Below are 16807 nucleotides of genomic sequence, written 5' to 3' on the forward strand. Positions count from 1 at the left end.
AGCATATTACAATAAATATACATGGTAAATTTCAGTATTCAGCGGCGAGGAACGATATGAATTTACAAGAAGTGATACAGTTGCGTACCAGCGTGCGTAAGTATAAAATGAGCACATCCGTAGGCACTGAGACAATTGAAGAACTGGTTCAGCTCGGTATGCGGGCACCATCGCCGAAAAACCGGCAACCTTGGCAGGTTGTCCATATGACGGGTGCAGAGAAGGAGCATTTTGTTAATTTAGGTTTTCACGTGTTTGAACAATATAAATCGAGAAAAGAGCATTTCGGCAGTCTGGAAATCAGTCTCGGTGCGATGAAAACGGCGAGTGATTTATTATTCGTATATAATCCTTATGATGATTTGCCGGATTATCATCACGTGTGGGAAAAAAGTGATTTACAGGCTATAGGAGCATTCATTGAACATATTCTGCTCGGGGCCAAGGAAAAAGGAATCGGTACGTTGTGGATGAATGATGTGTATTTTATGCAATGTGAAAGTAAGGCTTTCCTGGGAATTTCTCATGATGTACTGGCGATTATCGCTATGGGGGACCCTGATGAAGGTATGTATCCGAGGTCGAGAAAATCACTGGAAGAAGTGCTTGTAAAGCGTTAATTTTTACTATTTTTCATAGAAATGCTATAATAATCTGTATATAATTATTTCTGATAAAGGAGGAGCTATGAAACGGATTCCATTGGTAACGTGCATAGTTATCTTATTTATAGTGGCTCTGACGGGATGCGGAGTACTTTCACAGAAAGGTGAAACAGCGAACAATGCACCGCCTGTGAAAGAGGTCAAGATGGTGCATCCGTCTGGAATTCCTGTTCTCATGTATCATAAAATCGGTGAAGACAAGGATAATGATGCGGTCATTCGAGAGGATCTGTTTAGACAGCAGATGAAGTTTCTCAAAGATAACGGCTATCATCCGTTGACAATGGAACAGTTATATGAATATGTGGTTAACGGTGCCGCTGTGCCGGAAAAACCTGTTGTCTTAACCTTTGATGACGGTTATGCCGATACGTATTCCATAGTTTATCCTGTTATGAAAGAATATGGCTTCGCCGCTACCGTATTTATTAACCCCGGTGATATCGGTACCCGTTTGACCTGGGATCAGGTGCGGGAGATGCATAAAGGCGGTATGACCATTTCTAATCATGGCTTTCAACATATAGAGATGGGGCAGTTATCAGAAGCTGAACAAATAGAAAATATCACTAGGGCACAACAAGCTCTTGAAAAAGAGGTCGGTATTAAGGATAATCCTTGGTTCTGTTATCCGTACGGGGATAAGAATGGATACACCGATAAAGCCAGTGAGAAGGCGGAAATTAAAATGGGTATGGCTATGAAGTCCGGTTGGGCTCATACCGGCGATAATCCATACAATATCTTGCGCGTGTGGGTCGGTAATGCGGTAGACCTCAAGCATTTTGAGGAACGTCTAAGTACCGAACATTTCAGTGATTTATAAGGAGAAATACATTGTTCAAAAAGAATTGGGTAAAATTCATCATCATGGTGATTTTATTTACCGCTATTACATCACCGATCGTGGTGCTCTTTGGACCGTTTAATAATGTAAAACGTGCCGTAATCGGCGCCATTTTACAATCTCGTCATCCTCACTATATTACTTGGCTGTTCAATGATGAACAGTTACAGTCCATATTGGGCACGGTAGGGGTTGTGAAGAGCCAGGATTTATTTAAGTTTAATGCTCGTGAAGATAAGACCTTAAATCTTGAAAAAATTGAGTCCGCTCGTTATGTCGGATATATTTTAGAGATTCCTGATCCTCGTCGTATTCAGGTGGGAACTGCTGCAAATATTCAGGAAAAAGGCGATACGACCAGTAATATCGCAAAGATGAATAATGCTGTCGCCGCTATTAACGGCGGCGGATTTCACGATCCGAACGGTACCGGAACCGGTCGTTTGCCGTACGGCTTTATTCTCCATGACGGTGAATATGTTATTGGCAAGGACGTAGGGGTCGATGAAGATGTAGATTTTGTAGGCTTTTCGAAGGCGGGAAATCTTATCGCCGGCAATTATAACAAGTCTGAATTAGCGGATATGAAAGCTATGGAAGGCATTACTTTCGGGCCGCCTCTTATTGTAGACGGTAAGAAAATGATTACCGAAGGTGACGGCGGTTGGGGCGTAGGCCCTCGTACGGCTATCGGTCAAAAGAAGGACGGAACCGTATTATTCCTCGTTATCGACGGACGTCAACCGGGATATTCACTGGGGGCGACATTGCGAGATGTACAGGATATCCTGTATGAAAAAGGCTGTTATATCGCGGCTAATCTGGATGGCGGGTCCAGTTCCACCTTATATCTTAACGGTAAGGTCGTGAACAAACCGGCCGATTTATTAGGGGAACGGATGATCCCGACGGCGTTTATCGTAAAATAGGAGGATGCATGAAACCTTTTACGCGCGTACTGAGCGCTTTTGCGGTGGGGATTCTGCTGCAAGGTGGGGTGTACCTATACTTGGACCAATATGTGTTTGCACCTACTACGGAATTTAACGTGGCGGGGGCGAATAAGGATGATACAAAAAACTTTCCTGATGTGAAGGAAGGTACAAAATACGTATCTTATGATCACCAATTTATGGCGGTGGTTACGGAGAATTCTTTGAAAATTTACAAGGCCGGTGAAAGCAACCCGACTACGGTTAATTTGAAGGGCCGTTCTATCAGCTACTTTAACTGGATGCCGGATAGAAACTATGCTATTATGGGCTTGTATCGCAGTAACGAAGTTGTTATGGCACGCCTTAATGCGGATGATCCTGAACACGAAGTGGATACGGAACTTGAGGATTTGCCTCGTGAAAGTAAAATCGTTGATGCCGCTTATTCCGAGGCGACCAATGTTGTTTACATGAAGGTCAAGGTGCGAGAAAATACGTATCGCATTTATCGTACCGATGCGAACTATGATACGCGCCGCGTTTATATGCAGGCTACGGATATCGGGCATATCGGCGTATTTTATGATGAAGATAATTTCTTCTATGATAATGTACGTACCGGTGATATATTTATGTTCAACGGTGTTGAAGGCGGCTGGCGTGTTATCAATCCGCCGGGACGTTTCCGCTTTATCGGTGTCGATATGGACAAGACCATTTATATCGCTCGTGTAGACGAAGATAATAATGCATTGACTGTGTATACCGGTAAATTAGGCGTAGGATTCCAGCCGGTTTATAAATATAATCACCCTACCACATTCAATGAATTAACATTGTCTGATGTGAAAGATATTATCAAGAATGGCAGTGAGGAAACTACGAAGGTTACGGATGATGATACATCATCTCAATCTTCATCCCAATCCTCATCGAGTAAATCGAATAAATCAAACAGTGAAAATAAAAAGAAGTCATAACAAAAAGGCCTTTATAATGTCACTTCATTATAAAGGCTTTCTTCCTACAGTCGTAGTAGCATAAGGATGTATATGAATATATTATTTGTACGCCTCAGCTATATTGGGGACATTTTGCATGCCACCCCCGCAGCTCGGTGGATAAAGGAACAGTATCCGGATGCTAAGTTGCATTGGATCGTAACGCCCGGCATGGCGGACTTACTGAAAGGCAACCCTTATGTAGATGAAATCATCCCGTGGGAACGGGATGTATATGAGGCACATTCAAAAAAACTGCATATCCCTACGATGTGGCGTATGTGGTGGGATCTGAAAGCCAAGCTGAAGCCCTATCATTTTGATGTGGCTGTTGATGTACAGGGACGGCTTATATCGGGGCTTGTACTGCTTGCATCGGGTGCACCTATCCGACTGGGCCTAGGCGGTACAAAGGAATTAAATTGGCTTTTTACAAATTATAAGGCAAAACCAGGTAAGGCGCATGTAATCCGTCGATACATGGATGTAGTACAACTATTACCTCGTGCATTGGCGGATAAAGGCATAGCGATATCGAAAGAGAATGGTGCTGATGATAAGGAAATAATCGATACTAACACTTTGTATGCGATGAATTTCCGTGTCAGCCCTGAATCAAAAAAATGGGCGGAATCTATATGGTCATCGCTTGACGGAGCAGATAAGGCTGAGGATGCATCGGATACGCGTTCCAACTCCGGTATCTTGCGGATATGCCTGGTGTTGGGTACATCGTGGACCAGCAAGGAATGGCCTCAGGACAAGTGGTATTCTCTTGTGGAGTCATTACGATACAGAGCGAATTTCATATGTCTTGGCGGTGAAAAAGAAGCGGAGCAGTATGCACCTTTTATAGAAACTATAAGAGCGACGGATATGAAACACATCGTACAGGATATGATGGGGCACACATCGCTGGAGGAACTGGGTGCAATCATTGCTAAGAGCGATGTTGTTGTCAGTGCCGATACGGGAGCGCTTCATATGGCGCTAGCCCTTGGGAAACCCGCTGTTGCACTGTTCGGCCCTACAAATCCGAACATTTGGGGCCCTTTAACCGGTCATTATAGGGTGTTGGTTAATGATACGCTGGATTGCTTAGGCTGTCGGAAACGGCGCTGTCCGAAACCGGCACAGTACTGCATGTCCGGTATTGATTCGATACGGGTGAAAAAAGCAATTATGGAATTGATAGGAGAGGTTAAATATGGCAAAGATTAAAATACAAAAAGGCTTATCCGATGCGGATATGATGAAACATTTCAAAGCTGATGATAATTTTGAAGAAACGATGTTCGATATGGAACGCGTCGCGAATAAACCGACTATTCATCAGAGCACAAAGCGGAAAGAAGATTCTTTCTATCGTGAATTTTTGACGGAAAAGGTGGAAACGTTGATCGGTAAAATGCTTCTCGATATTAAGATGGAATATTTTAAAGAAGGCGAGGGTGCCTTTTCGATTCAGGTAAAGCGCGATGGAAAAAATATCGTGCTTGAAACGGCGCCTAAGAAGGTTAAGCCTTAATGCGACCTGAAAAGTGAAAATATATACGCGTAGGTCCCGTGATATGTATATCATAGGACCTTTTTGTATATTTATGAATCACAGCAAAATGAGCAATATATTAATAAAAGTGATGAGCTTATAAGCAAACCGATATGTTTCGGTAAACTACATTAAAAAATACCGATATAAATAAATTCTCAGCCACTAATAACTAAAAATTATTTCGAAATAATTTTTGGTTTATTATTAAAAACAGGAATTATACTAAATATGTATTGTTTAAACATACAAGATGATCACTAGGGTTTCAGTGGATTGATGTGATTTATGTCACGAATATGAGCCGAGTAAATCGGAGAATTTATGATTAAATAGCATAACATAGTTGTTGACAAAGAATTTTATAAGTAGTCTAATATAAGTATGCTACAACGATTTGTAGAGTGTTTCATCTACATGTGTAGAGACTACAAAAAACGTTGGTAAATAGGTGTGAGATAGACATTTTGTGAATGCATAAAATTACATTTACAAACTATTTCGAAGTGGAGGATTAACATGGCTAAAAAATTAAGAATTTGCGAAACCGTTCTTCGTGACGGTCATCAATCTATTTTGGCAACGCGTATGCGCTACGAACAAATGGAACCGGTGCTCGGTCTTTTAGATGATATTGGTTATGAAGCTCTTGAATGTTGGGGCGGCGCTACGTATGACAGCTGTCTTCGTTTCTTGAATGAAGATCCATGGGAACGCCTTCGCAAATTGAAAGCTAATTTGAAAAATACCCCATTGCAAATGTTGCTTCGCGGTCAAAACTTGTTGGGCTACAAACACTACTCCGATGACGTAGTGGAAGCATTCTGTAATGCGGCTGTAAAAAATGGTATCGACCGCATCCGTATTTTTGATGCATTGAACGACCCTCGCAACATGGAAGCCGCTATCAAGTATTCCAAAAAAGCCGGTGCTCATGTTCAGTCCGCTATGGTTTACACTATTTCTCCTGTACATACAACTGAAAGCTTCTTGAAAGTTGCTGAAACATTGGTGGAAATGGGGACTGATTCCCTTTGTATCAAAGATATGTCCGGTTTGTTAGGACCTGCTGATGCATATGATTTGGTATCTACTTTCAAAAAACGTTTCGGTGAATTGCCAATCGACTTGCACAGCCATTTCACTTGCGGTCTTGCAAGCACAACATACTGGGAAGCTGCTAAAGCAGGTGTGGATATCATCGATACTGCTATTTCTCCATTCGCTCATGCAACTAGCCAACCGGCTACTGAAACTATGATTGAAATGTTCAAAGGCACTGAATGGGATCTTGGCCTTGACCTTGATAAATACATTCCGTTGGTTGATCATTTCCGTAAAGTTAAACAACAAATCGCTGAAGAATTCAACTTGAAACCAGCTAGTGATGTAATCCCGGCTGTTCGTCGTTATCAGATTCCTGGCGGCATGTTGTCCAACACTCAAAACCAATTGAACGAAATGGGTATGGGCGATCGTTTCTTCGACGTTATGGATGAAATGCCACGCGTTCGTGAAGACTTGGGTTACCCTCCATTGGTAACACCTACATCCCAAATCGTCGGTACAATGGCTATGATGAACGTTATGATGGGCGACCGTTATAAAATGGTTCCTAATGAAGTTAAAGACCTTGTACGCGGTAAATATGGTGCGTTACCTGGTACTATCTCCGATGATATTCGTCGTACTATTATCGGTGATGAAGAACCTATCACTTGCCGTCCTGCAGATCTTATCGAACCTGAATTGGAAGGTTACCGTCAAGATTTGGCTTCCAAAGGCTACAACGGTATCACTGATGAAGACGTATTGACTTACGCTATGTTCCCAGAAGTTGCAATTAACTTCTTCGATGCTAATCGTCGTTAATCAAAATATAAAGAGGATTCTTCGGAATCCTCTTTTTGTTTGTCGACGTCTAAGAACATTTTTGACATAATGGTATTTTATACATCTCCTGTTTATTAATGAGTAATAAGCTATAAGTAATTATTATGGGGCATTTTTTACGTTTGTACTTGCTTTAAATATTCAAAATAGCGTAAACTATAAGGAGTATCTACTATTTATGATATTGAGGTAGCCCTGTGAATTTACAAATTCGAATTTGGATATCCAATGTTGTGCTGTTTGTAGTACCTATTTTAATTGCATTTATATTATTTTTGCTTTATTTTACAGGTCTGCGCATATTGGCTAATGCTGGTTACTATTTGCGTATTGAACAGGAACAGCAGTTCAAAAGTGTAAGTCGTATTGCTGAAACGATTACTTTTTATGGATTAGAAAATAATCTCATAGACACATTGGTTAAACCTAGCTATAGTCTGCTGGACCCGAAAGAAGTTTACGTGGAAGTTATGGATCAAGGAGCCCTGGTGTATCACTATGGTAATCCGCAGATTTATAGTGCTTCCGCTATTGTTGGACTTATTGATGTGAACCCTGAATTACAGGGCATTGTGTATCAGTCCAATAATACCTTCGTTTATGAAATGAGAAAATATGATTCGCATCATTCTTATGTGTATCATATTGCGATTAAGCGTGCCACTAACGGTAGTGACAGCTTGATGGAGTCTGTATCTTTCTACATCATTATCGTAGCCAGCCTGCTTTTCATTATCACATTCTTCGCCATTAACAGGTTTGTCACGAAGTTTATCATGATTCATGTTAAGAACATGACGAAGTCGTTACAGCTGGCGAATCAGCAGATTGAAGTCGAGCAGGAGCAGCAGAAAGAACTGCTTGCCGGAATTTCTCATGATATTCGAACTCCGTTGACGGCCATTAAGGCGTATGCAGAAGGGGTGCGTGACGGTATTGCACCTACGGAAGAGCAGCAAAAACGCTATATGGGTATCATATTGAAACGTGCCAATGATTTAGATTCTATGTTGGAGGAACTATTCCTTATTACCACATTGAATTATAAGAAGGAATCTCGTCCATCCGAGCGTATTGAGCTGGGACAGTATGTACGGGATTTTGTGGAAGATCATTTGGCGCCATACAAGGCTCGCGGCATCGATATTCAGTATCGCATCGTCACAGATTCGGCATATATCAATGCGAATCCGCAATTGCTGCAGCGTGTATTACAGAATGTACTGAATAATAGTGCTAAATACAAAATGGCTGATATCGGTCATTGTGTTATTGATGTGAACAGCGATGAGGACTATGTCTATTGTGTCATCAGTGATGACGGTCCGGGAGTGCCTCCTGAATCATTAGAACGGTTGATGCGTCCATTTTATCGTGTCGATTCGTCCCGTACGAATCCGCAGGAGGGTAGTGGCCTCGGGTTGTCGATCATTCGAAGAATTATGGAAATCTTTGAAGGCAGAGTGGTTATTGAAAATGTTAGACCTCATGGTCTACGTGTTATATTAGAGTTCCCTAAGCAAGGAGAAAAACATGAGTGAACATATCTTAATTATTGAAGACGATTTGGATATTGCCAACATTGAGCGGGATTATCTAATGGTAGCAGGGTATGAAGTGACGGTTATGAATAACGGTACCGATGGTATTGAAGCCGCTTTAAATACACCTGTAGATCTCATTATTTTGGATGTTATGCTACCTGAAATGGATGGCTTTGAAGTATGCCGTCAAATTCGTGATAAGGTACGTGTTCCTATTGTAATGGTGACGGCTCGTCTTGATGATATTGATAAAATTCGTGGCTTAGGGGTCGGTGCGGATGATTATATTGAAAAACCGTTCTCTCCATCCGTATTGATCGCTAAGATTAAAGCGATGTTGGCACAATATAAACGCTTGACGGAAAAAGACGCTATGGAAACCAATGCGATTCAATCCGGAGAAATTCGTCTTGATCCTAAAATGATGAAGGTCTGGGTTAATGATAAGGAAGTACATCTCAAAAAGAAAGAATTTCAGCTGTTGGAATTCTTGATGCGTAATCGCGATATCGTATTCAGTAAAGAAGAATTATATTCTCGCGTTTGGGGGTTGGACTCCTACGGCGATTATGCTACTGTTGCGGTACATATCAATCGCCTTCGTGAAGAAATCGAAGACAATCCGTCCGACAGTAAACATATCATTACGGTTTGGGGCGTTGGTTATAAATTTGTCTGATGAACCGGAATGATGGTTAAATTGTAGATGCGATAAGCCTGATTGTTGAGCGCATATAAATTCATAAGAACTTATTATATAGATGTAATCAAACCTTTAAGAATATTTTATATTGCTACATTGATAGTTTAACTGTTCGTTGTATACTATGTATGTAAGGATAAAAATTTGATTCTGGAAAAGTAATACACTAAACTTCTCTCTCTTAATAAGTTCTCTCTCATACTTTTCCTGATCACATATACTCTCTCTCAACAGTCCTTACACTCTCAAGCTATATGCATAAAAGGCATTCGTTAGCGTCAGCTGATGAATGCCTTTTGTGTTTTACGATTCTTATGTCGCAACGTAAAATATTGCAGTGTAAACTATTGAAATTTGAAATATTGCATTATGAAAGTTTGCGTACTATAATTAGTTCATCAAAGTTAGTTTTATAAAATTAAATATAAAGGAGAGATTATGAATTTTTCAAAATATAAAAAAAGCATCATCGCCTGTATCCTGGCTTTGGGCATTGGATTAGGCGGGGGCTATTACTATTTCGGCAATCCGGCAGGAGGGGACCGGCCTACTGTACGGGAACAGACAAAGCAGACAAAACCGTTGACTGAAACCCGTAATACCTTTGTCGTACAGGCTGCCAAAAAATCGGGGCCTGCTGTAGTTGGCATTACTACGCAGGTATTTCAAAAAGATATCTTTAATCGCACGATTTATGCGGGGGAAGGCGTAGGGTCCGGTGTGCTCATCGATAATGACGGTCATATTGTTACGAACAATCACGTTGTGTCCGGCGCTAAAAATGGAGAGGTGACGGTATCGTTATCTGATGGCAGCACCGTAACAGGTACTGTTATCGGTACGGACCCGCAAACGGATTTGGCAGTTGTTAAAATTGCACCGCCTAAGGATATTAAGCCTATTGAAATCGGGGATTCCGACTCCTTACAGGTCGGGGAACCGGCTATTGCTATTGGTAACCCGTTGGGACTCGAATTTAAAGGTTCGGTTACGTCCGGTGTTATCAGTGCATTAGCGCGAACCATTGACGATCAGGGGCAACGCTTCCCGTTGATTCAAACGGATGCGGCTATCAATCCGGGAAATTCCGGCGGTGCCCTTATCAATGCGGATGGCGAGTTAATCGGTATTAACAGTGCCAAAATTTCCAAAGAAGGCGTTGAAGGGATGGGCTTTGCGATTCCTATAAATTCCGCCAAGCCGATCATCGACTCTATTATCAAAAACGGTAAGGTTATACGTCCTTACCTCGGCGTATGGGCCGTGGATAAACAGACGGCAGCGCGCAACAATGTGAGCTATGAAGGTGATGGACTTCTCGTCGTTCAATTGGATTATAACGGGCCTATGGCACAAGCGGGACTCGTAGAAGGCGATACGATTGATCAGATTGACGGAAAGGACGTCATAAATCTTATCGGATTAAAAGAGCAAATTGATTCTAAGAGTCCGGGAGATACGATTTTGGTATCCTATACTCATAACGGGCGTTCGAAGAGCACACAGGTTAAATTGGGGGCTGTAAGTTCTCAATCCGGTAATTAAGTTCTGATTAAATAGTGTTAAGAAGTATCTGAATTGTAAATGATTTACATGGTCCTCTAAATGTGAAAAACATAGATAAAAACTGTGAATTCTCCATTTAGAGGATTATTATTTATATGTTGTATTTCAAAGTACCTTGCAATATATAGTACCTTGTGTTATAATGTATTTGCTGATAGATAATGATGTCTATAAGTGAACTTTCACATTGCCTATGGGCACTGTCCAAGGGGAGGAACTATGCAAGTTCAATTAAAAAAAGGTGTTATGGATATGCTCGTACTTGCATTGCTAACACAGAATGATTGCTATGGTTATGAAATTGTGAGTACGATTTCGGAGTATATTGAAATTTCGGAAGGTACTATATATCCATTGTTTAATCGATTAAAGAAAGAGAAGTACGTTGAAACGTACTTGAAAGAGTCGCCTACAGGACCATCGCGGAAGTATTATCACATTACGGCGGATGGGCGTATGGCCTATGCCAGAATGCGTCAGGAATGGGATGAATTTTCCGGTATTATCAACATCCTGTTGAAAGGAGTCGACTATAATGACCAAAAATAATTTTTTAGAGGCATTGCGCAATATTTTTAAGAAAGCGCGCGTTGCCGATGTGGAAAGTATCATAGAAATCTATGAGGAGCATTTCGCTGCCGGTTATGAAAAGGGTTTGACCGACGGTGAAATTATAAAATCGTTGGGGACCCCAGAAGAAATCTATGCATCCTATGTAGACGCGGGTATTATTACGGATACTTCGGGGCAGGACGGTGAAAGTAAAGCGATTAATATGCAGGCTCTTTATGAGCGTTTAGATGATTATAGAGAACGGTTGTTACCTCAATTGCCGAGTATGGCCAAGAAGGCTTCCCGTACGCTATTGTTCATCGGCAGCATATTATCTTATATTGTAGGGGTTCTTATATTTATTATTACACCGGCTGTTTTGTATTTGTTGGGCATCTCCTGGCAGCCGTTTGAAAATGTGACGGCATTTCCCGCTTTGTCCATCGTTACGTTGGTTGCTTTAGGCGGCATGGGATTATTTGCCGGCCTTGTATGTATCTTTATTGGCACAGAACTGCGTGGCGTTCGTGAACGCTACTTCGGAAATTTGGACTGAGGAGGGTTTATGAGACGAATTATAATTGCGGCGATTCTCATGGTTATATGTGCCGTTGGTGCAACGACATCGTTTGTGGTCAATGATTTACCGAATTTCGGTGAATGGATGAAAACGAATGAACAACAGTTTAGACGACCTCCGAAACATGACGGCCCGCATAAGCATATGGATAAACCGATGATGGATGATCGGAATCAAAAGGGGCCTCAGGACGGAATGCCTCCTAAGGAAAATCCTGGTCAAGGTCCTCAAAATGGTCCTCAAGGACAGCCAAACCCTCCACAAGGACCGGTGGCTCCGCCTCAAGGTCAGCCGAATGCACCTCAAGGTCCTATGAATGGAAATCAGCCTGATGGTGCCGTGCCTCCACAAGCATCCAATACGCAACAGGGGGCAGCACAACCGAATACACAGGCTCAGTAATTATATTGAATGACTGATTGTCAAATATATATCGAATTATCGATTGCGAGTCATATAGGTGAAATCTTTTAGAGGCGTGGTCATGAAAGTGCATTCATGGCCACCATAGAGCCACACACTCTATGCTGATACATTATGTATCAAAAACTCTCTTACACACAGTAACTACACACACGCAAAAAGCGCTCCTCATTGAAGGAGCGCTTTTTGTATGTAATTAAACATGTATGACGTACAATATTGTCGGATGTTTTGATATTGTATCGGAAAACAGGAGCGGGTATAGTGTTCCGGGTATTTTACTTGATATGTTTGGATCCGCGTTCTGTCATGGCAATGCCGTCTTTACAAAGCGGGCATTCTTCAGGTTTATATGTAGGAACCTCAAGGTTTAGAAGAGCCTGTACTTTTTCTTTCGGTACACCGAATTCGGCCTTGCCGCCGGAGCGGTTGACGAGGAGGCCTACGCCTACGATTTCACCGCCGCTCTGGTTAACTACGTTGACAACCTCTTGAACGGAACCGCCTGTGGTTACGATGTCTTCTACGATGAGGACGCGGGTGCCCGGTTCAATTTTAAATCCTCGACGCAATGTCATTACGCCTTTTTCGCGTTCCGTGAAGATGGCACGGGTGCCAAGTGCTTTGCCTACTTCATGAGCCAATAGGATACCGCCGGTCATAGGTCCGATGACGAGCTCCACATTTTGATCGCGGAATCGTTCTGCCAGGTCTTTGCAAAGTGTTTCCGTGTATTTGGGATGTTGTAAGACGTTGAATTTTTCGACGTACATAGGGCTGTGTAAACCGGAGGTTAACAGAAAATGGCCTTCCAGAATAGCTTGTGTGTCGATGAGTAATTGTTTTACTTCTTGTTCTGTCATCATTTTGATAGACTCTCCATTTCTTCAATAATTAGCCGGACTGCTTCGCGAGGTTCTTCTGCCTGGGTGATAGGACGGCCTATTACGAGGCGGGAGGCACCGTCCTGAAGGGCACTTGCCGGGGTGGCGATACGTTTCTGGTCATCTGTAGTCGCAAAAGAGGGACGGATGCCCGGTGTGACGATGAGAAAATCTTTGCCGCAGGCCTGTCGAATCATTTTCGCTTCGAGGGCGGAGCATACGACGCCGTCCATGCCGCATTCCTTAGCGAGCTTTGCGAGGCGGATAACTTGATCGGAAATCGGCAACTGACCGCCTGTAGCCGTCCAAGCTTCTTCGTCAAAGCTGGTCAACACGGTGATTGCCAATAGTTTTGGACGTTCCACGCCGAGCTTTTCCGCACTTTCACGAGCCGCCTGTACCGCTGCTTTCATCATCACGGGGCCGCCCTGCCCATGAATCGTGATTAAATTAGCGCCCACATATGTCAAGGACGATACACCGTGGGCCACCGTGTTCGGTATGTCATGTAATTTCAAGTCGAGAAATACATGCTTGTCCTGTTCCTGTAAATAGCGAATCGTTTTCTCCCCTTCGGCGTAGAATAGTTCCATGCCGACCTTGTAAAAGCTGACCGCGTCACCGAGGGATGTGACGATCGCTTTCACCTCATCCATGGTGGATACGTCTAGGGCTACGATTAATCTGTCATCTGCCATGTTACAACCTCCATATTATATATATCTAAATAATTTTTACATATCGGGGCGGTCCTGTCAATGTAAATCGCCGTAAAATAGGTGACTGATAGGAACCTTCGGGCAGTAGATAATTCGAGGTTTCATGCTATAATAAATATAGTAATTGATGATAATTCTTATATATAGATTTGTGAAAGGAGTCCTATGTTAGATTTTGTTGCATTAGACTTTGAAACAGCCAATAAATTTAAAAATAGCGCCTGCTCGCTCGCCGTTATCACCGTTAAGGGCGGTCAGATTACAAAAAAGGCGTATAGCCTCATCAAGCCTCCGTTTATGAGCTTTGATGAGGAATGTATTGAAATCCACGGTATCGAACCGAAGGACGTATTGCATGAAAAAACTTTCGACCAGTTGTGGGATGCCATCTATGAAAACCACTTGAAAGGAAACATCATGGTGGCGCACAATGCCAAGTTCGATATGAATGTACTTCGCGCTACATTGGATTATTATAAGATTCCCTGGCCGAATCTTGATTATGCATGTACGGTGAAATTATCACGCGCCGTATGGCCTGATCTGGTAAACCATAAGTTGAATACGATGGCCGCCTATTTGGGGGTAGAGTTTAAACATCACTACGCTCTCGATGATGCGGAAACCTGTGCAAAGGTCGTGATGGAGGCCGCTAAACTGCGCGGAGCTGACAGTTTGCCTGATTTGCTTAAAAGTGCGGGGGTTCCGTTGGAGCCGTTTATCGATGAGAAAAATCGGTCGGCTCAGGAGGCTCTACATAAAGAGCCGGAACCGGAGCAAATGTCGTTTTTTTAACCGGTTGGAATTTGTACAGTCCTTTTGTTGTATGTCATAAATAGATTATGTTATAAATTGACTGATGAGAATATGTGCGACATATTCTATGGGGAATAGGAGGGACGATGTTAGGAAAAGAACTGTTACGATATGTGGATCATACGTTGTTAAAACCTACCGCGACGTGGGATGAGGTGAAGCAAATCTGTGCGGATGCCGTAACTTATAAAACCGCTTCCGTATGTATTCCACCTGATTTTGTAGGCGCTGCACATGAAGCCTTTCCGAAGCTTAACGTATGTACCGTTATCGGATTTCCTTTAGGTTATGAAACGACAGAGGTGAAGGTGGCCGAAACGGAACAGGCCATCCTTGACGGGGCCAATGAAATCGATATGGTTGTCAACTTGGGCAAGGTTAAGGAAGGTGACTTTGAGGCCGTTACATCGGAAATTAAAGCGCTTAAAGCCGCTTGCGGCAATAAGGTTTTAAAGGTTATTATCGAGGCGTGTTATCTGACCGATGCGGAAAAGGTCGCACTATGTCGGTGCATAACTGATGGCAGTGCTGATTATATCAAAACATCGACGGGCTTCGGTAGCGGTGGTGCCAGTATAGAGGACGTATATCTTTTCAAAAAGCATATCGGTCCTAATGTAAAGATTAAGGCCGCCGGCGGTATCCGCTCCGTAACGGATATGAAGGCCTATATTGAAGCCGGCTGTGCACGCATCGGTGCCAGCGCAGCTGTAGAACTATTAAAAAATCATTTGGATGAAGATTACTAGTAGATGATGAGATGCCACCTGAGACAGGCTTAGGTGGCCTTTTAGACTGGCGGTGATATGATGCGCATGTACGATATTATTCTGAAAAAACGGGCCGCTCTGCCATTGACGTCTGAGGAGATTCACTTTGTCATCTCCGGTTATGTGAACGGAGATATACCGGATTATCAGGTGAGTGCCTTGTTGATGACCATAGTCTTTAACGGGATGAATAAAGACGAACTCGGTACATTGACATTGGAAATGGCGAAATCCGGTCATATGGTGGATTTATCCTCGATTGATGGTGTAACCGTAGATAAGCACAGCACGGGCGGTGTAGGGGATAAAACAACCCTGATTATTGCGCCTCTTGTGGCCGCTTGCGGTGGCAAGGTAGCCAAGATGTCCGGCCGCGGTCTCGGCCATACGGGCGGTACCATCGATAAGATGGAGTCTATTCCGGGCTTGCAGACGGAGATGAAACAGGATGCTTTCATTGAACAGGTAAACCGCATCGGACTCGCCGTTATCGGACAGTCGGAAGGTCTTGCCCCGGCGGATAAAAAACTATACGCCTTGCGGGATGTGACAGGGACCGTCGACAGTATTCCGCTCATTGCATCGTCCGTTATGAGTAAGAAACTGGCATCCGGTGCACAGGCCATTCTTCTCGATGTGAAGGTCGGCAGCGGAGCATTTATGAAAACCCTGGATGATGCGCGCCAATTGGCACAGGCCATGGTGGATATCGGTAAGGCTAACGGCCGCTTTGTGAAAGCCATTCTTACCGATATGGATCGCCCTTTGGGGCACGCGATAGGAAATGCGCTTGAGATTCGCGAAGTCATCGATACATTGAAAGGCAACGGCCCTGAGGACTTAACTCATGAATGCCTTGTTATGGCGGCCCATATGCTTGTTTTAGGTAAGATCTGTGATTATGACACGGCCTTTGAAAGAGTACAACAGGCATTGGATTCCGGTGCCGCTCTTGAGCGGTTGAGGCTCATGATTTCAGCTCAAGGCGGAAATGCGCGAGTTCTCAATGATGATGGCTTGTTGCCGGTCGGTCGTTATACACGTGACGTGATTGCGCAATCAAACGGGTATATCACCCATATGAATACGGAACAATGCGGCGTAGCCTCTGTTATGCTCGGTGCAGGACGCACCGTTAAGGATGGTCCTATTGATTACGGTGCGGGTATTGTGATGCACAAGAAAACAGGTGATGCCGTTTCCAAAGCTGATGTAATCGCCACGCTCTATGCCGGTGATGAAAGTTTGCTTGATGGAGCGGAGAAGACCTATATAGATGCGATAACTATTGATGCGGTAGCACCGGGTGTGTCGAATACGATTTTGGGTATTGTTGAATGACATATATTATGTAATTGTA

At 43.1% G+C, this 16807-nt stretch carries 18 protein-coding genes; 16 read left to right on the forward strand and 2 right to left on the reverse strand.

Annotation, left to right across the window (positions count from 1 at the left end; translation table 11 throughout):
- The first annotated feature begins 56 nt into the window (after positions 1–56).
- The 13 genes from CKV62_RS02000 (at position 57) to CKV62_RS02060 (ending at position 12237) form a co-directional block, all read left to right on the forward strand.
- On the forward strand, positions 57–620 hold the full coding sequence (locus CKV62_RS02000; RefSeq protein WP_095065298.1) for a nitroreductase family protein: 564 nt from the start codon (positions 57–59) through the stop codon (positions 618–620).
- A 67-nt stretch (positions 621–687) separates the two neighbouring features.
- Complete coding sequence (locus CKV62_RS02005; RefSeq protein WP_095065300.1) at positions 688–1491, forward strand: polysaccharide deacetylase family protein; 804 nt, start codon at positions 688–690, stop codon at positions 1489–1491.
- A gap of 11 nt (positions 1492–1502) precedes the next feature.
- Complete coding sequence (locus CKV62_RS02010; protein WP_095065302.1) at positions 1503–2441, forward strand: phosphodiester glycosidase family protein; 939 nt, start codon at positions 1503–1505, stop codon at positions 2439–2441.
- 8 nt (positions 2442–2449) lie between these two features.
- Positions 2450–3427, forward strand: coding sequence for a hypothetical protein (locus CKV62_RS02015; protein ID WP_095065304.1), 978 nt, complete (start codon positions 2450–2452; stop codon positions 3425–3427).
- 72 nt (positions 3428–3499) lie between these two features.
- Complete coding sequence (locus CKV62_RS02020; protein WP_095065306.1) at positions 3500–4669, forward strand: glycosyltransferase family 9 protein; 1170 nt, start codon at positions 3500–3502, stop codon at positions 4667–4669.
- Positions 4656–4976, forward strand: coding sequence for a hypothetical protein (locus CKV62_RS02025; protein WP_095065308.1), 321 nt, complete (start codon positions 4656–4658; stop codon positions 4974–4976). Before CKV62_RS02020 ends, CKV62_RS02025 begins: the two co-directional genes overlap by 14 nt.
- Before the next feature lie 540 nt (positions 4977–5516).
- Positions 5517–6869: a pyruvate carboxylase subunit B gene (locus CKV62_RS02030; RefSeq protein WP_008715613.1), complete on the forward strand. Its 1353-nt coding sequence runs from the start codon at positions 5517–5519 to the stop codon at positions 6867–6869.
- Between the two features lie 218 nt (positions 6870–7087).
- On the forward strand, positions 7088–8431 hold the full coding sequence (locus tag CKV62_RS02035) for a sensor histidine kinase (protein ID WP_038118036.1): 1344 nt from the start codon (positions 7088–7090) through the stop codon (positions 8429–8431).
- Complete coding sequence (locus tag CKV62_RS02040; protein WP_038118031.1) at positions 8424–9113, forward strand: response regulator transcription factor; 690 nt, start codon at positions 8424–8426, stop codon at positions 9111–9113. The genes CKV62_RS02035 and CKV62_RS02040 overlap by 8 nt, the downstream gene beginning before the upstream one ends.
- 462 nt (positions 9114–9575) lie before the next feature.
- Positions 9576–10682, forward strand: coding sequence for a S1C family serine protease (locus tag CKV62_RS02045; protein ID WP_095065310.1), 1107 nt, complete (start codon positions 9576–9578; stop codon positions 10680–10682).
- A 240-nt stretch (positions 10683–10922) separates the two neighbouring features.
- The gene (locus CKV62_RS02050; RefSeq protein ID WP_038118023.1) at positions 10923–11252 is read left to right on the forward strand and encodes a PadR family transcriptional regulator; all 330 of its coding nucleotides are present in this window, start codon (positions 10923–10925) and stop codon (positions 11250–11252) included.
- A complete protein-coding gene (locus CKV62_RS02055; protein WP_095065313.1) occupies positions 11239–11811 on the forward strand; it encodes a DUF1700 domain-containing protein in 573 nt (190 codons plus the stop codon). The genes CKV62_RS02050 and CKV62_RS02055 overlap by 14 nt, the downstream gene beginning before the upstream one ends.
- Positions 11812–11820: 9 nt before the next feature.
- Positions 11821–12237 (forward strand): transcriptional regulator, encoded by a 417-nt coding sequence (locus CKV62_RS02060; RefSeq protein WP_095065315.1) that lies wholly within the window; start codon positions 11821–11823, stop codon positions 12235–12237.
- Between the two features lie 299 nt (positions 12238–12536).
- Here CKV62_RS02060 and pyrE read toward each other — a convergent pair whose 3' ends face one another.
- Both pyrE and pyrF read right to left on the reverse strand, forming a co-directional pair.
- On the reverse strand, positions 12537–13124 hold the full coding sequence (pyrE, locus tag CKV62_RS02065; RefSeq protein WP_095065317.1) for an orotate phosphoribosyltransferase: 588 nt from the start codon (positions 13122–13124) through the stop codon (positions 12537–12539).
- Entirely contained in the window at positions 13121–13840 is a 720-nt protein-coding gene (pyrF, locus tag CKV62_RS02070; RefSeq protein WP_095065319.1) for an orotidine-5'-phosphate decarboxylase, read from the reverse strand. Before pyrF ends, pyrE begins: the two co-directional genes overlap by 4 nt.
- Before the next feature lie 186 nt (positions 13841–14026).
- On the opposite strand from pyrF, the gene CKV62_RS02075 reads away from it, so the two are divergent.
- From CKV62_RS02075 to CKV62_RS02085, 3 genes are all read left to right on the forward strand, one after another.
- Positions 14027–14656, forward strand: coding sequence for a 3'-5' exonuclease (locus CKV62_RS02075; protein ID WP_095065321.1), 630 nt, complete (start codon positions 14027–14029; stop codon positions 14654–14656).
- A 107-nt stretch (positions 14657–14763) separates the two neighbouring features.
- Positions 14764–15426 carry a deoxyribose-phosphate aldolase gene (deoC, locus tag CKV62_RS02080; protein WP_095065324.1) on the forward strand — a complete coding sequence of 221 codons (663 nt, stop codon included), beginning with the start codon at positions 14764–14766 and terminating at the stop codon, positions 15424–15426.
- Positions 15427–15486: 60 nt separating this feature from the next.
- Positions 15487–16788: a pyrimidine-nucleoside phosphorylase gene (locus CKV62_RS02085; protein WP_095065326.1), complete on the forward strand. Its 1302-nt coding sequence runs from the start codon at positions 15487–15489 to the stop codon at positions 16786–16788.
- Positions 16789–16807 lie beyond the last annotated feature (19 nt).

This window comes from Veillonella rodentium, from assembly GCF_900187285.1.
GTDB classification, from domain to species: Bacteria; Bacillota; Negativicutes; order Veillonellales; family Veillonellaceae; genus Veillonella; species Veillonella rodentium.